The organism is Marivibrio halodurans, assembly GCF_017963645.1.
GTDB classification, from domain to species: domain Bacteria; phylum Pseudomonadota; class Alphaproteobacteria; order UBA8366; family Aestuariispiraceae; genus Marivibrio; species Marivibrio halodurans.
On the sequence record NZ_JAGMWN010000001.1, the window covers coordinates 893,498 to 908,721 of the forward strand.

Below are 15,224 nucleotides of genomic sequence, written 5' to 3' on the forward strand. Positions count from 1 at the left end.
CGCCGAACGGCGGGCTTTCATCGAAGGATGGTGCCCCATCCCAAAGGGATGTCGAACCAAAACTGGAGCGCCAGTTCGACGTCAGGAGAAATGGTGCGGTCGAGAAGACTCGAACTTCCACGGGCTCTCGCCCACAGCGACCTCAACGCTGCGCGTCTACCAATTCCGCCACGACCGCATATCTTGTGACGTAGGCTCCGGATCATTGCCCATGATACGAACCATGGGCCTTGCCCCCGAGCGGTGCGATGATCTAGCAAATCGACCCCGGGCTTTCAAGCGGGGGATTGGCCCCGCCCCGCCGGTTTTTTCGAGGGATTTCGTCGATGCGGGAACGCGCCGATAAGCTCCATGACGATTCGAGCGCCGCTGGGCGTGCCCAGGGAGACACCCAGGAGGACGCCCAAGGAGACCGCCCTACGGTCGCCGGCGCGGACGCACCACGCGCGGTGGAATGGCGCGCCGGCCGCCGGCCGGTCGTCTATGAGCATGCCCTGGCCGAGATGGAGGCACGGGCGGCGGCCGTGCGCGATGCTGGCGCACCGGAACTGGTCTGGCTTCTGGAGCATCCGCCGCTCTACACGGCGGGCACCAGCGCCAAGCCCGCGGACCTGCTGACCCCCGACCGGTTCCCCGTCCACAAGACCGGGCGCGGCGGGCAATATACCTATCACGGCCCCGGCCAACGCGTGGCCTATGCGGTGATCGACCTGAAGGGGCGCGGCATCGATGTACGCGACTATGTCGACAGGCTGGAGGAATGGGTGATCCGCGCGCTCGGCCGATTCGCCGTCGTGGGGGAGCGGCGCCCGGGCCGGGTCGGTATCTGGGTCGACCGCAGCGGTCCCGGCGGCACCCCCTTCAAGGAGGACAAGATCGCCGCGATCGGCGTGCGGGTGCGCCGATGGGTCGCCTTTCACGGCCTGGCGCTCAATGTCGAGCCGGACCTGTCCCACTTCCAGGGCATCGTGCCCTGCGGCATCGGGGATGAGGGGCTGGGCGTCACCTCGCTGGTCGATCTGGGATTGCCCGTCACGATGGACGAGGTGGATCACGCCCTGGAAGACGCCTTCACGGAGGTTTTCGGCCCCTTCGACAAGCGGGAAAGCTCCGCCGGGGACACACCAAGCGGAAGCGCACCGTGACGAGGCACCGTCGGCGACCGATCGCCGCGGGGCTACTGCTGGCGCTGCTCGCCCTCGGCGCGGCAAACGCCTGCGAGCGGGTCACGTTGCAGGGTGAGGGCGGGTCCAGCTCCGACCCGAATATCGATATCGGGGTCCGATTCTAGACCGCGTAACGCGCCCACCCTAATCAAACGCGCGTCAATCCGTCGGGTGGGGGCCGTCCAGCGGATGGTCCTTACGCCGCCCTTCGATCTCGTCGCTCATCTTCCGATCCTTCCAGGGTCGTTCGTGGTCACGAGCGACCGGCCAAGTAGCCGGCCGCTTGTGATCACATATGCCCTTAAAGAAATCGCAAAAGGTGTGTCAGGAAATTGTCGCGTTTCCGACACATAGTTTAACGGACAAGCCAAACCCTTTCGGATACCGGACGAAAACGATTCGGCTCCCCCTCCCCTTTCCCAATTCGCCGGAATCAGGCCGTCGGCAGCATGTGGAAGCCCGGCGTCTCCGGCGGCTCGGCCGATGTCGTCTCGATATCGTCCACGCGGGCGAGCGGCGATCCCTCCTCGGCTGCCCTCAGCATCTGAGCGACTTGCTCCGGCGGGCCGGAGAACAGCGCCTCCACCGACCCGTCCGAGCGGTTGCGTACCCAGCCGTCCAGCCCGAGGTCGCTCGCCGTCCGCTCCGTCCAGGCACGAAACCAGACGCCCTGAACCTTACCCCGGATCATGACATGCACCGTTTCGCGGTTTTCACTCATGGCGCATTCTCCTTTTCGGTGCCCACCCGGGCGTCCATGCCATCGAGCGGCTTCATCATCGGGGTATGCACGATCCCGTTCACCATGGTGCGCGGCCCCGTCGCCGTGAAACCGAGCGATTCATAACGCGCCCGCGCGAAGTCGCTTGAATTGAGCGTGACAGCCGGAGCCTCGACATCCGCTATGAGTGCTTCCAGCAGCAGCCGCGACACCCCATTCCCTTGCCGGTCGAGCGCGACGAACATCAACCGGATATGCGCGCCGTCCCGCTCGCCATAGGCGACCGGCCGTCCATCGGACCCCTCGACCAGGAAGGCCGGACTTCCGGCCGACAGCCGCCCCGCGAGCGCGGGAGCCGTCACGAAGGCCCGGAAGGTCCGGCGCCCCGTCTCTTCCAATGTGGGAGCGACCTGCGCCTCGAAAACCGGGCGGATCAGCCGTTCGATCGCGCGGGCATCCTTCGGCGTGGCACGCCGCATGGCCGGCCCTCCGCATGGCCCTCTATTCGAATTCGAGGATCGCCTGATCGACGGCGAGGCTGTCGCCGGCTTCCGCGTGGATCTCCTTCACCACGCCATCGGCGCCGGCGCGCAGGACATTCTCCATCTTCATGGCCTCGACGACGGCGAGCTCCTCCCCCGCCTTGACGGAATCGCCGGCCTTGGCCTTCAACCGCACCAGCAGCCCCGGCATCGGCGAAAGCAGGAACTTCGACAGATCCGGCGGCTGTTTGAAGGGCATGAGGCGTTGCAGGGGCGCGTGACGCGCCTCCACCACCAGCGCACGAATCCGCGCGCCGTCATGGGTCAGAATCCAACCCGCGCCGTCCCGGTCGACCTGGAAAATACATTCCACATCGTCGATACGCGCGCGGAATAGCGGATCGCCCGGCTTCCAGTCACTCGCCACCATCAGGTCGCGATCGCCGACCGTGATCCGGTCGGCATCGGCGCCGCGACTGACGCCGACATCGTGCTCCTCCTTCTCGACCGTGCCGATAAAGACGGCATAGGCGCTCGGCTGATCCGGCTTGCCGCCTTCGAGCTGACCGGAGAGCCCACGCTCCCGCCGCTCTATCCGATCCTGGATCAGGGCCGCCACGGCGGCGAAGGGGGCCGGGTCCTCCGGTTGAAGATCGGCCTCGGTCAGGCCGTCCGGATATTCCTCCGCGATGAAGTTGGTCGTGATCTCGCCCGACTCGAAACGCGGGTGCTTCGCCACGGCCGAAAGGAAGGCCAAATTGTGCGACAGGCCGCGCACATAATAGCCGTCGAGCGCCTGACGCAGCGTCGCCAGCGCCTCCGCACGGTCCCTGCCGCCCGCGATCAGCTTGGCGATCATCGGGTCATAGTGGATCGAGATTTCGGCGCCGTCATAGCAACCGCTATCCGTACGCACCCGGCCGTCGCGCCCCGCCGGTTCGATATAGCGCGAAAGGCGGCCGGTCGAGGGCAGGAACCCGCGCTCCGGGTCCTCGGCATAGAGCCGGGCCTCGATCGCCCAACCTTCCAGCGTCACATCCTTCTGCGCGAAGGGCAGCTTCTCGCCCGCCGCGACGCGGATCATCAGTTCCACGAGGTCGAGGCCGGTGACATATTCCGTCACCGGATGCTCCACCTGAAGGCGGGTGTTCATCTCCAGGAAGTAGAAGTTGCGCTCCTTGTCGACGATGAACTCGACCGTGCCGGCGCTGCAATAATCAACCGCCTTGGCGAGCGCCACCGCCTGCTCGCCCATCTTCTCGCGCGTCGCCTGGTCGAGGAAGGGGCTCGGCGCCTCCTCCAGGACCTTCTGGTGGCGACGCTGGATGGAGCATTCGCGCTCTCCCAGATAGACGCACGTGCCGTGCTTGTCCGCCATCACCTGGATTTCGATATGGCGCGGCTGCTCGACGAATTTCTCGATGAAGACGCGATCGTCACCGAAGCTGTTGCGCCCTTCGTTCATGGCGCTCCGCAGGCCGTCGCGCGCCTCCTCGTCGTTCCAGGCCAGGCGCATGCCCTTGCCGCCGCCGCCGGCCGAGGCCTTGAGCATGACGGGATAGCCGATCTCGTTCGATATGCGGACGGCCTCCTCCGGGTCCGTCACCGGCTCCAGATGGCCGGGGACGGTGTTGACCCCCGCCTTTTCCGCCAGTTTCTTGGATTCGATCTTGTCGCCCATCGCCTCGATGGCGCCGACGGGCGGACCGATGAAGGCGATTCCGGCCTCGTCCAGCGCCTTGGCGAAAGCCTTGTTCTCGCTGAGGAAGCCATAGCCCGGATGCACCGCCTCGGCGCCGGTGTCCTTGCAGGCCTGGACGATCCGGTCGATCCGCAGATAGCTCTCGGCGCTGGCGGCGGGACCGACCAGCACGGCCTCCCCGCCCAGCTCCTTGGCGAGGCGCGTGTGCCGTGCCTCGACATCCGCCTCGGAATAGACGGCGACGGGCGTGATGCCCATCGCATGCGCCGTCCGCATGACGCGGCAGGCGATTTCCCCCCGGTTGGCGATCAGGATTTTCTTGAACATGTCGCGTTCCCTCACCCGCCGATCACAGCGGAATATTGTCGTGCTTCTTCCACGGATTCTCGAGTTGCTTGTTACGCAGCAGGCGCAGCGCCTTGGCCAGACGCCGCCGCGTTCCGTGGGGCTGGATCACATCGTCGATGAAGCCGAGCGAGCCGGCGACGAAGGGGTTCGCGAACTTCTGGCGGTATTCCTCCGTACGCCGGGCGATCTTGTCCGGGTCATCGCGGTCGGCGCGGAAGATGATCTCCACCGCGCCCTTCGGCCCCATCACCGCGATCTCTGCCGAGGGCCAGGCATAATTCACGTCGCCGCGCAGATGCTTCGACGACATCACGTCATAGGCCCCGCCATAGGCCTTGCGGGTGATCACCGTCACCTTCGGCACCGTCGCCTCCGCATAGGCGAAGAGCAGCTTCGCCCCATGTTTGATGATGCCGTTATATTCCTGCGCCGTGCCGGGCAGGAAGCCGGGCACGTCCACCAGAGTCACCAGCGGGATGTTGAAGGCGTCGCAGAAGCGCACGAAGCGCGCCGCCTTCTTGGAACTGTCGATGTCGAGACAACCGGCCAGCACCATCGGCTGATTGGCGACGACGCCGACCGGGTGGCCGTCGATCCGCGCGAAGCCGATGACGATATTGCCCGCATGATCGGGTTGAAGCTCGAAGAACTCGCCCTCGTCGGCGATCTTCGCGATCAGTTCCTTCATGTCGTAGGGCTTGTTCGGATTGTCGGGAACGAGGGTATCGAGCGACATGTCCTGCCGGTCGGCCGGATCGTCGGTCGGCCGGACCGGCGGGGCCTCGCGGTTGTTCAGCGGCAGATAGCCGAGGAACCGGCGAAGTTGCAGCAGCGCCTCCACATCGTCGGCGAAGGCAAGGTCCGCGACCCCCGACTTGCTCGTGTGCGTGATGGCGCCGCCCAGATCCTCGGCCGTCACCTCCTCGTTGGTGACGGTCTTCACCACCTCCGGCCCCGTCACGAACATGTAGGAGCTGTCCTTCACCATGAAGATGAAATCGGTCATCGCCGGCGAATAGACCGCCCCGCCCGCGCAAGGGCCCATGATGAGCGAAATTTGCGGCACCACGCCGGAGGCCAGCACGTTGCGCTGGAACACGTCCGCGTAGCCGGCGAGCGAGGCGACCCCCTCCTGGATGCGCGCGCCACCGGAATCATTGAGGCCGATGACCGGCACGCCGACCTTCATCGCCTGATCCATGATCTTGCAGATCTTGCGGGCATGCGCGGCCGAGAGCGAACCGCCGAAAACCGTGAAATCCTGACTGAAGACAAAGACCGGCCGGCCGTTGACCAGCCCGTGTCCCGTCACCACGCCATCGCCGGGCGTGCGCTGCTCGTCCATTCCGAAGTCGTGGCAATCATGTTCGACGAACATGTCCCACTCCTCGAACGACCCCTCGTCGAGGAAGAGCGCGATACGCTCGCGCGCGGTCAGCTTGCCCTTGGCGTGTTGCGCCTCGATACGCTTCTCGCCCCCGCCGAGACGGGCGGCGGCACGCTTCTCCTCGAGCTGCCGGATGATCTCCTGCATGGGTGTTTCCTCGGTGCGGCTATTGTCCTTGGGCGGCATGCCCCGAAAGCCGGCCTTCGGAAGAGCCATCGATCGGCCCCCGAAACGCCTGACCCAACGACCGTTTTATCGGGTTTGGAAGGGTCTGGCCAGACGGCCGCGCCCGCTACAGGAGCGCCAGATAGGCGGCCGCCTCGTCGATCTCGCGGGCCAGACGGTCGAGGCGTTCCCGCGCTTCGTGATCCTCGCCCCAACGTTCGGCCTGGAAGCGTTCGTCGAGGGTGGAGAGGCGGAAGGCTTCCGCCGGGGCCAACCGCCCCTCATGCACCGCGAGCGCCAGGACGAGCGAGCCCATCGCCGTCGTCATCACATGCACCGCGGCCAGCCGGAACGGGTCGAGCCGCCCGAGCGCGCGCGCGAACAGCATCAAGGCGGCATTGTCCTGGGCGACGGGCATGATGCCCTCGGTCATCACGAGCCGCGCGCCATAGGCCTCCGCCGCCCAGTCGAGGATCGGGTCCCATTCGCTCCGCTGCGCCTCGGCGAGTTCCGGCCAGTCCGCGACGCGGTAGCAGAGCAAATCGCTACCGGCATAGGTGGCCGCGTCCCCCGCGACCGCCCGTGCCTGCGGCACGACCCGGTCGAGCGCGGTCGCCGCCAGGGTCATCATCGGCATGGTCGCGGGATCGATCTTCTCCCCCTGCGCATCCCATTCCGCGGCGATGGCGACGGCCAGCGCCTCGGTCGGGACGACCAGTTGCACGCGGCTGGGCGTGCGGATCGGCTTGCCGTCCAAAAGCACGACATGACCGCCCGTTTCGGTGACGGCCGGAACATTTTCCGCCGGGGCGTGATCCGCCGATTCATAGAAGCGTTTCATGGCGCACCGGATGAAGCACAGCAGGCGCGCGCGATCAAGCGGACCGAAGAACGCGTGCATCGGGAAGGTCACGCGTGTAAAGAGGAGTCCGGTTGCTACACTCCGTTCCCGTCCAAGTATTTATGAAGCTGCACTGATGCCCCCGACCCTGCTGACATCGACCCGGTCCCGCCTGATCGCGGTCGTGTCCCTCGTCCTCGTTCTCGCCTTCCTCGGCACCAATCTCATCAGTCTTGAGATTTCCCGCCAGATCATGCGCGAAAACCTGCTGGAGACGGAACTTCCGCTTACCGGCGACAATATCTATTCCGAAATCCAAATCGATCTGGTGCGCCCGATCTTCGTCTCCTCCCTGATGGCGAACGACAGTTTCCTGCATGACTGGATTCGCGAGGGCGAACTCCACCCGAAGCCGATGATCCGCTATCTGGACACGATCCGGAAGCGCTACGACACCTTCACCGCCTTCTTCGTCTCCGAGGCGACGCGGCGCTATTATCATTTCAGCGGCGTCCCACAGGTCGTCTCGCCCGACGACCCGGAGGATATCTGGTATTTCCGCGCGCGCGAGATGGACGCTCCTTACGAAATAAACATCGATCCGAACCAGGCGCAGGACAACAAGATCACGATTTTCATCAATTATCGCGTGATGGACGATCAAGGGCATTTCCTGGGCGTGACGGGCGTCGGGCTGGAATTGGACGCGGTCGCCCGGATCGTCGAACGCTATCGGCAACTTTTCGACCGGACCGTCTATTTCGTCAACGCGGACGGTCTCGTCACGGTTCATCCGGACCAATCGCAAGTCTATCGCCAAACGCTCGGCGAGATCGACGGGCTAGAGGCGATCGCGTCGGATATCCTGGGCAAGGACCGGGGCGCCTTTCAGGTAGAGCGCGGAGACCAAACAATCCTGATGACCACGCGCTACATCCCCGAGCTCGATTGGTGGCTCGTGGTCGAAGCGACGGAATCCGACGTCATGGGCAACTATCAGGCCGGGTTCCTCTCGAACCTGCTGATCGGGCTCTGCGCGATCGTCATCACCTTGATCGCGGTCTCCCTGGCGATTAATCGCTATCAACGCCGGTTGGAGCAGATGGCGACCACGGATTCCCTCACCGGTCTCGCCAACCGGCAACTTTTCGACGATCACATGACCCGTGCGATCGGACGGGCGCGCCGGTCGGGCCGCCCGATCAGCCTGATCATGCTGGATATCGACCGCTTCAAGTCGATCAATGACCGGCACGGGCACCTCGCCGGCGACCGGGTCCTGAGCCGAATCGCGAAGCTCGCGCTTTCGACCGTCCGGCGCAGCGACATCGCCGCCCGTTGGGGCGGGGAGGAATTCGTCATCCTGATGGAGAATTGCCCGAAGGCGGAGGCCGCGCGCGTCGCGGAAAAACTGCGCGCCGCGATCGAAACGCTTCCTGTCGCCGAGACCCTCGGCAAGACGGACGCCGACACGCCGTTCCCCGACGAGGTGCTGACGGCCAGTTTCGGCGTCTCCTCCCGCATTCCCAGCCGATCGGCCGACATCGAGGACGATGCCCACGTCACCGAAGCGCTGCTCGCCGACGCGGACGCCGCCCTCTACCGCGCCAAATCGGAAGGTCGGAACCGCGTCGGTGGATAAGCGCCCGGGGCGGTGGATAGGCGGGCGGACACTGGCGCCCCCGCCCGACCCGAAACATCCGTATCCGGCCCGCGCGCTGCGCGCGCCCGTCCTCGCGCACCGTCCTCTGCAGCGTGTCCTTTCCGACCGTCCTTACTGACCGAACAGCTTGTTCAGACCGTCCGAAAGCCCCTTCACCGTACCGCCGGCGCCTTCCAGGATTTTAGACGGCGCATCCAGCACCTTCTCTCCGGCCGACTTCTCGCTTTCGGCCGCGGCCTTCTTCTCGGCCGCTTCCGCGCTCGCCATGCAGGGGTGATCGTCCGGCAGGCTGGCGGAAAGCGCCGCCACCGCCGCCGTCAGACCGCCCCCGGTTAGAAGCGCGCCGCCGATCGACAGCAACGTCTTGCCCGGGTCCGGAATGACCGAGGGGGACCCCAGCGTGCCCGTCAGCAACAGCGGGATGCTGACCACCCCGGTCTGTGGCTTCAGGCCCATGGAAAGCTCCTCGTTCTTGAGGTTGATCTCCCCATCGCCGGTCACCGTCGATACGTCGGTATCGATGAAGAGCGCGTTCGCCTCCATCAATCCGTCGGTCACCTTATAATCGACCAACGTGCAGTTCACGACCACCCATTCGCCCTGATTGCCGAACAGCACATCCGCGAGACGCGCCATTTCCGGACCCATCGCATCCTCGACCGCCTCGCGCCGCACGCGGCTATCGACGACGACCGTGCTGAAGGCACCGTTCAGGCCGGCGGCGATCTCGCGCGGGCTGTTGCCCTGTCCCTGGAGGTCGATCCGCAGGTCGAGCGGTCCTTCCAGCTTACCCTTCAGACCGGCCGCCCCGCCGAGCAGGCCGAGGTCCATGTCGTCGCCCGTGATATCGATCGACAACGGCGCCGGCGTCTTCGACGCATCCAGGCTGACCGTGCCGTTCAGGGTACCCGGCCCGACATTGGCCTTCATCGTGTCGATCGAGAAACTCCCGTCCTGCAGCGTCGCGGCGAGTTCGAAGCCGTCGAATTCCGATCCGGCCGCGATCAACTTGCCCGCCTTATAGGCGATGTCCGCATTGACCAGCTTCATCGCGTCGAGCGGCAGGGGGTCACCCGGGATCACGCGCCCGTCATCCGCGCCGGAGCCTCCAGCGGGCGATGTCCCGGCCGATGTGCCCGCCGAGCCGCCGCCGGACGACGCACCGCCGCCCGAGGACGAGTCACCCGTCAGATCGCCGGTATCGAAATGATTGGAGGAAAGCTCCGCCACGATACTCGGCACCGCCTCGCGCAGATCGGCGGTGACGGAACCCGAAAGGTCGCTGCCACCGATCTTGGCCTGGAACGGTTTCAGCGTGACGGGCTCGTCCGCGCCGGCCTTGACCGTGCCACTGACATTGACCGGCCCGATCGCCGGGACGGCCCCGCCGGTCGCCTCCCCGAGAACGCCCAGATTCGGTGAGACGAGCGTGAAGGCGAGGTCCGCGCCCGCGCCCTTGAGCGCATCGTCGACCGTGCCGTTCGCGGTCAGTCGCACCGTATCGTCGCGCCCGAAATCGAGATCGATGGTCGGGATGGAGAGCTTGTCGTCCATGCCCCCCTCTACCGACAATGTGAGGTCGAGCGGCCCCATGTCCGGCACGCCCTGCCCACCGGCATAAGTCTTGGCGAGCGTATCGAGATTGCCGACTTCCTGCGCGCGGGCGGTCACGTCGAGCTTGATTCCATTCCGCGCCAGGACATCCGCCACGCCGCCGGCCGCGGTGACGCGAATCATATCCTCCTGACCAAGCGCGAGATCGAGCCCCTCGACACCGAGCCCGTCCTCGATGCCGCCAAGTATCCTGGCCGACACATCGAGCGGGCCGAGGGACGGCACCCCCTGTCCGGCATATTCCCGCGCGATCGGGTCGAGTTGGCCGATCTGCGGACTCGTCGCCGCGACCCGGACGTCGAGACCGGAGGCATTGACCGCGTCGCCGATCGCGCCCGTGGCCGTGAGCCTGATCAGATCCTCCCGCCCGAGCGAGAAATCAAGGTCGTTGACCGCGACCTTGCCCTCCCGGCCCGGTGCCGGGAGATCACCAACCAGCCGCGCGGCGAGGTCTAGCGGGCCGAGGGACGGCACCCCCTGCCCGGTATAGGACCGCGCGATCTCGCTCAAATTGCCGATCTCGTTCGACCGAACCGCTAGGGAAACATCCAGGCCGCTGGTATTCACCACGTCGGCGACACCGCCCTTCGCCGTCACCTCGACAAGGCTGGCCTTGCCGAGCGCCGCGTCCAGGCCGGTGACCGATATACCCCGGCCGAGGTCGCCCGAAACCCGCATGGCGATATTATAAGGGCCCATGTCCGGTATGGTCTGGGCCGCGAAGCGGTCAGCGACGGGCGAGAGATTACCAATCTCCTCGCCCTCGACACCGATCTGGAGGTCGATGCCGGCGACCTTGGTGACGGAGGCGACCCGCCCGCCGACGGTGACATGGATGAAATCCGGCGCGCCGATATCGACGGTCACGTCCTCGGCCGCCAAATCTTCGTCGCTGTCTCCCTTCAGGGTCGTGCGCACCTCGAACGGGCCGACCTTCGGCGCATCGACGCCGAGCTTTCCGGCCAGTTCGGCGAGTTCCTGGCCGACCGCGCTGACGGAAAGGTCGAAGCCCCGGCCCTTGGTCGGCTCCGTGATGGCGCCCTTGGCCGCGACATCGACACCGGCCAAATCGCCGGTCACATCCACGTTCCAGGGCGTGGAGGCGTCTTGCATCGACGCCGGCGAGCCGAGCGTCCCGTTCAACAGCAGCGGCAGATCGTCGAACGCCCCCTGCATGTCGAGCGCGAGCGGGCTGTCCGCCCCCTCACCCGTCAGGGTCAGATGGTCGAGGCGGACGGTGTTCTCCGTTCCCGCCTGGGCGTTGCGAATGGTGGCGGTGATATCCTCGATCCGCACATCGCGGAGGATGGGAATGGTGATCGGGCCGCCCTCCGGCGCCTCGACCTCGCGCGGCTCGTCCGCCGGGGGTTGCTCCGTGGCCTCGCCCTCGGCGCCGGGCTTGGTGAAATCGGTGTTGGAGACGCCGGCCTCGTTGGTCTCGATCAGGGCATCGACCTGACTCAAGCGCACGCGGGTGATGTCCGGCGCGCCGAACAGCGTCGGGATCAGCCGGACCTCCGCCTCGAACGCGCCGACGGTGAGCATCTGCGGCCGGGAGCCCCAATCGGCGTTGGCGAAAGTGACGTCGCTGATCCTAAAGACGGTCTCGCTTCCGATATCCAGCACGATCGGCCCGTTGATCTTCAGCGCGCGTCCGGTCTCCTCCTGGACGGCGGCCTCGATATCCTCCTTATAGGCGTTGGCATCGATATTGAGGACATAGGCCACGGCCCCGCCAACGATCACCACAAGGACCGCCAGGACACCGATCAGGATTTTCCACGCCCGTCGCATCACTCGTCTCCCCATAGCCCGCGCAGGAGGCGCGGCAGCTCATCATAGCCGCGTGCCAGCGCATGCGCGCCGGCGCGTCTCAATTCCTCCGGCGGATGATATCCCCACCCGACACCCACCGCCTTCGCGCGGGCGCGGACCGCCATGGTCACGTCGAAGATGGTATCCCCGATCATGACCGTGTTCCAGGGCTCCGCGCCGACCTCGGCCATCGCGTCGAGCAGAATGTCGGGATTCGGTTTCCCCGGCCCGTCATCCGCCGTCTTCAATATCGTGAAATGGTGGCCGATACCGTGACGGTCCAGGGTTGATTTAAGGCCACGCCGCCCTTTTCCGGTCGCAATCGCGAGAATCACGCCCTCGCCGGCCAGTTCGTCGAGGACCTCGCGACAGCCCGGGAACAGCGGCTCGTCATGCAATCCCTCGACCCGACCGGAATGGAAGACGTCCTTGTAATGCTCCGCCAGACGGCGGTGCACGACATCGCCATGCTCGGGCACGACATTGGCGATCGCCTCGACCAGCGGCAGGCCGACCTGGTGCCGGATCGCGGCGTGATCCGGCGCGGGCAGCCCCTCCACCGCCCAGGCCGCGGTCATGGCGGCGACGATGATATGGCCGCTATCGACCAGCGTGCCGTCGCAATCGAACACGGCGAGACGAAGGGGGCGGTCTGTCATGGCGGGTCAGTCGGCCTCCTCGAACGGATCACTGGCGTCGGCGAGATCGGCGTCGAAGCCGAAGATATCGAGCGTTTCACGAAAAGGCTTGGGCGGCGCGGCCGTTATCCGCGCCCCGGCATCCGGCACGCCGGGGGGCAGCACGATCTCGCGCGCGTGGAGATGCATACGCCGCCCCGCCGCCTCCCCGTCCAGGAAGGCGCCGGAGCCGCCATATTTCCCGTCCCCCAGGATCGGCGTACCGATCGCGGCCATATGCGCGCGCAATTGGTGCGTGCGCCCCGTGCGCGGCCAAAGGGCGACGAAGGCGACCTTCGTGCCCGCATTTTCCAGCACGGCATAGTCGGTGACGGCCTGCTGTCCCCCCTCCGGGTCGGGCTCCACCCGTTCGGAACCCTTGGCACCCGCCTTGGAGAGCGGCAGCGTGATCGTCCCCGCCTTCGGCTCCGGAACACCGACGGTGATCGCCCAATAGACCTTGCGCGTGCGCCGGTCCTTGAAGGCCCGGCCGAGCTTCGCCGCCATGGTCCGATCGCGCGCCAACAGCAGCACGCCGCTGGTATCCTTGTCGAGGCGATGGACGAGGCGCGGTCGCTCCGGCGCGTCGAACTTCAGATGGACCAGCATACCGTCCAGATGACGCGTGGTCTTACTGCCGCCCTGGACGGCGAGCCCCGCCGGCTTGTTGAGAGCCAGGATGCCCGCGTTGCGGTGGATCACCAAATCCCGCGCGAAGGCCGCGTCCTTCGGGTCGGCGGCCGCGTCGTCGATGCGCGTTCCACCGGCGGTCTTTCGCCCACCCTCCGTCTTGTCCGCCGCCTGATAGGGGGGCACGCGCACGGACTGCCCGGCCTCAAGCCGGTCGGCCGCCTTGACCCGCCCACCGTCAACGCGGACCTCCCCCTTGCGCAGGGCCTTCTGCAGGCGCGCGAAGGGCATGTCGGGAAAACGCGCCTTGAACCAGCGGTCCACGCGCATGCCCGCTTCCTCGGCCCGGACGGGTACGGTCTTGACGCCCGCGCTCACGACAGCGCCCCGCCGGTCGCGAGCCGCACCAGCGCCATGCCCAGATAGAGCCCGCCGACGGCGAGCACGACGGAGCCCAGCATATAGGCGCCGGCGAGCAGCAACTGCCCCCGCTCGATCAACAGCACGACATCCAGCGAGAAGGTCGAGAAGGTGGTGAAGGCGCCCAGCATCCCGACCGCAAGGAAGGCCCGTGCCTCCGCGAAGGGGGCGCCGACGCGCGCGAAGAATTCGACCAGCACGCCCATCAGGAAGCTTCCCAGGATATTGGCGACGAAGATTCCCCACGGGAACCCGCCACCGGCGAGGCTCGACACCCAGCCGGCCAGGAAATGCCGCGCGAGCGCGCCCAGCGCGCCCCCGGCCGCGATCGCGATCACGGTCGTCATGGCCCCGGCTATAGGCCCCGGCGGATCGGCTTGCAAGGGTCGCGGGCGCCCCGTCCACGGGATGACGCATCGGAACGGTGTCAGTAGACCTTACCGCGCGCGGTGACGGGCCACAGCGCCTCCACCCGCCCATCGCGCAGGCCGACATACCAATCATGGATATTGCAGGTCGGATCGCAATGGCCGGGGACGAGGCGCAGCTTCTCGTTGATGCGCAGCACGCCGTCCGGGTCCTCGATCTCCCCATGCTCGTCCGTCGCCAGGACGTAACGCACGTCGTCGCGGCCGAAGACCGCCGGAAGGCCGCTGTCGAGCGACTGGACCTTGTGGCCCGCGTCGCAGACGGCGCGGTCCGGCTTCGCGTGGCTCATCACGGATGTCAGGATGAAGAGGGCATTCTCCCACGTCCCGGCATCCAGCCGCCGCCCCTCCGCGTCCATCACCTGCCCGTAGTCGGCGTCCATGAAGGCGTAGGAGCCGCACTGCATCTCGTTATAGATGCCGGACGCCCCCTCGAAGAGAACGCTGCCGGTGCCGGCCCCGCCGACGATATCGCACTCCAGGCCCGCTTCCTTCAGCGCCGATACCACCTCAGCGGCGATCGCGGTGACATGCGCGGCCGCGGCGCGCCGTTCCTCGAAGCGCCGCACATGCTGAAGCCCGCCGTGATAGGCCTGGATTCCGGCGAAACGCAGCCCCGGCGCCGCATCGATCGCCCGCGCGATCGCCACGGCGTCATCGGTGCCCGCCACGCCGCAGCGGCCGGACCCGCAATCGATTTCCACCAGGCATTCGATCTCCGTGCCGTGCCGATGCGCGGCGGCGGAGAGGTCGGCCACATTGTCGATATCATCGACGCAGCAGAGCGTGCGCGCGCCCAGCCTGGGCAACCGGGCGAGGCGGTCGATCTTCGCCGGGTCGCGCACCTCGTTCGAAATCAGGATATCCCGAATGCCGGCGCGCGCGAAAGCCTCCGCCTCCGAGACCTTCTGGCAGCATATGCCACAGGCCCCGCCGAGCTCGATCTGAAGGCGCGCCACATCGGACGATTTGTGCATCTTGCCGTGCGCGCGGTGACGCACGCCCATCGACCGGCAAAGCGCGCCCATGCGGCGGATATTTCGCTCCAGCGCATCGAGGTCGAGGACGAGGCACGGGGTCTGCACCTCCTCCGCCGCCATGCCGATCCGCGCCGGGACGTCGTAGCCAACCTCCAATTGGTCGAAAGTCTCAGGGACGTTCATGT

At 66.5% G+C, this 15,224-nt stretch carries 13 protein-coding genes and 1 tRNA gene; 3 read left to right on the plus strand and 11 right to left on the minus strand.

Annotation, left to right across the window (positions count from 1 at the left end; genetic code table 11):
- Positions 1–91: 91 nt before the first annotated feature.
- Positions 92–178: transfer RNA gene (locus tag KAJ83_RS04005), tRNA-Leu, on the minus strand.
- 271 nt (positions 179–449) lie between these two features.
- Here KAJ83_RS04005 and lipB point away from each other — a divergent pair.
- Both lipB and KAJ83_RS04015 read left to right on the plus strand, forming a co-directional pair.
- A complete protein-coding gene (lipB, locus tag KAJ83_RS04010) occupies positions 450–1,145 on the plus strand; it encodes a lipoyl(octanoyl) transferase LipB (protein WP_210680832.1) in 696 nt (231 codons plus the stop codon).
- Positions 1,142–1,291 carry a hypothetical protein gene (locus KAJ83_RS04015; protein ID WP_210680703.1) on the plus strand — a complete coding sequence of 50 codons (150 nt, stop codon included), beginning with the start codon at positions 1,142–1,144 and terminating at the stop codon, positions 1,289–1,291. The genes lipB and KAJ83_RS04015 overlap by 4 nt, the downstream gene beginning before the upstream one ends.
- A gap of 308 nt (positions 1,292–1,599) precedes the next feature.
- On the opposite strand, the gene KAJ83_RS04020 is transcribed toward KAJ83_RS04015, so the two are convergent.
- The 5 genes from KAJ83_RS04020 to KAJ83_RS04040 all read right to left on the minus strand — a co-directional run bounded on the left by KAJ83_RS04020 (position 1,600) and on the right by KAJ83_RS04040 (position 6,872).
- The gene (locus tag KAJ83_RS04020) at positions 1,600–1,887 is read right to left on the minus strand and encodes an acylphosphatase (protein WP_210680704.1); all 288 of its coding nucleotides are present in this window, start codon (positions 1,885–1,887) and stop codon (positions 1,600–1,602) included.
- Positions 1,884–2,366 (minus strand): GNAT family N-acetyltransferase, encoded by a 483-nt coding sequence (locus tag KAJ83_RS04025; RefSeq protein ID WP_210680705.1) that lies wholly within the window; start codon positions 2,364–2,366, stop codon positions 1,884–1,886. The genes KAJ83_RS04020 and KAJ83_RS04025 overlap by 4 nt, the downstream gene beginning before the upstream one ends.
- 22 nt (positions 2,367–2,388) lie before the next feature.
- Positions 2,389–4,398, minus strand: coding sequence for an acetyl-CoA carboxylase biotin carboxylase subunit (locus KAJ83_RS04030; RefSeq protein WP_210680706.1), 2,010 nt, complete (start codon positions 4,396–4,398; stop codon positions 2,389–2,391).
- Positions 4,399–4,420: 22 nt separating this feature from the next.
- The gene (locus KAJ83_RS04035; protein WP_210680833.1) at positions 4,421–5,953 is read right to left on the minus strand and encodes an acyl-CoA carboxylase subunit beta; all 1,533 of its coding nucleotides are present in this window, start codon (positions 5,951–5,953) and stop codon (positions 4,421–4,423) included.
- Between the two features lie 145 nt (positions 5,954–6,098).
- Positions 6,099–6,872 carry an ATP12 family chaperone protein gene (locus tag KAJ83_RS04040; protein WP_210680707.1) on the minus strand — a complete coding sequence of 258 codons (774 nt, stop codon included), beginning with the start codon at positions 6,870–6,872 and terminating at the stop codon, positions 6,099–6,101.
- 76 nt (positions 6,873–6,948) lie between these two features.
- On the opposite strand from KAJ83_RS04040, the gene KAJ83_RS04045 reads away from it, so the two are divergent.
- Positions 6,949–8,454 (plus strand): sensor domain-containing diguanylate cyclase, encoded by a 1,506-nt coding sequence (locus tag KAJ83_RS04045; RefSeq protein WP_210680708.1) that lies wholly within the window; start codon positions 6,949–6,951, stop codon positions 8,452–8,454.
- A 132-nt stretch (positions 8,455–8,586) separates the two neighbouring features.
- On the opposite strand, the gene KAJ83_RS04050 is transcribed toward KAJ83_RS04045, so the two are convergent.
- The 5 genes from KAJ83_RS04050 to bhcC all read right to left on the minus strand — a co-directional run bounded on the left by KAJ83_RS04050 (position 8,587) and on the right by bhcC (position 15,222).
- Complete coding sequence (locus KAJ83_RS04050) at positions 8,587–11,883, minus strand: AsmA family protein (RefSeq protein ID WP_210680709.1); 3,297 nt, start codon at positions 11,881–11,883, stop codon at positions 8,587–8,589.
- Complete coding sequence (locus tag KAJ83_RS04055) at positions 11,883–12,563, minus strand: HAD-IA family hydrolase (protein WP_210680710.1); 681 nt, start codon at positions 12,561–12,563, stop codon at positions 11,883–11,885. The genes KAJ83_RS04050 and KAJ83_RS04055 overlap by 1 nt, the downstream gene beginning before the upstream one ends.
- Positions 12,564–12,569: 6 nt before the next feature.
- Positions 12,570–13,589 (minus strand): RluA family pseudouridine synthase, encoded by a 1,020-nt coding sequence (locus KAJ83_RS04060; RefSeq protein WP_343221930.1) that lies wholly within the window; start codon positions 13,587–13,589, stop codon positions 12,570–12,572.
- Complete coding sequence (gene crcB / locus KAJ83_RS04065; protein WP_210680711.1) at positions 13,586–13,978, minus strand: fluoride efflux transporter CrcB; 393 nt, start codon at positions 13,976–13,978, stop codon at positions 13,586–13,588. The genes KAJ83_RS04060 and crcB overlap by 4 nt, the downstream gene beginning before the upstream one ends.
- 80 nt (positions 13,979–14,058) lie before the next feature.
- Positions 14,059–15,222: a 3-hydroxy-D-aspartate aldolase BhcC gene (gene bhcC / locus KAJ83_RS04070; protein WP_246484184.1), complete on the minus strand. Its 1,164-nt coding sequence runs from the start codon at positions 15,220–15,222 to the stop codon at positions 14,059–14,061.
- Positions 15,223–15,224: the final 2 nt, after the last annotated feature.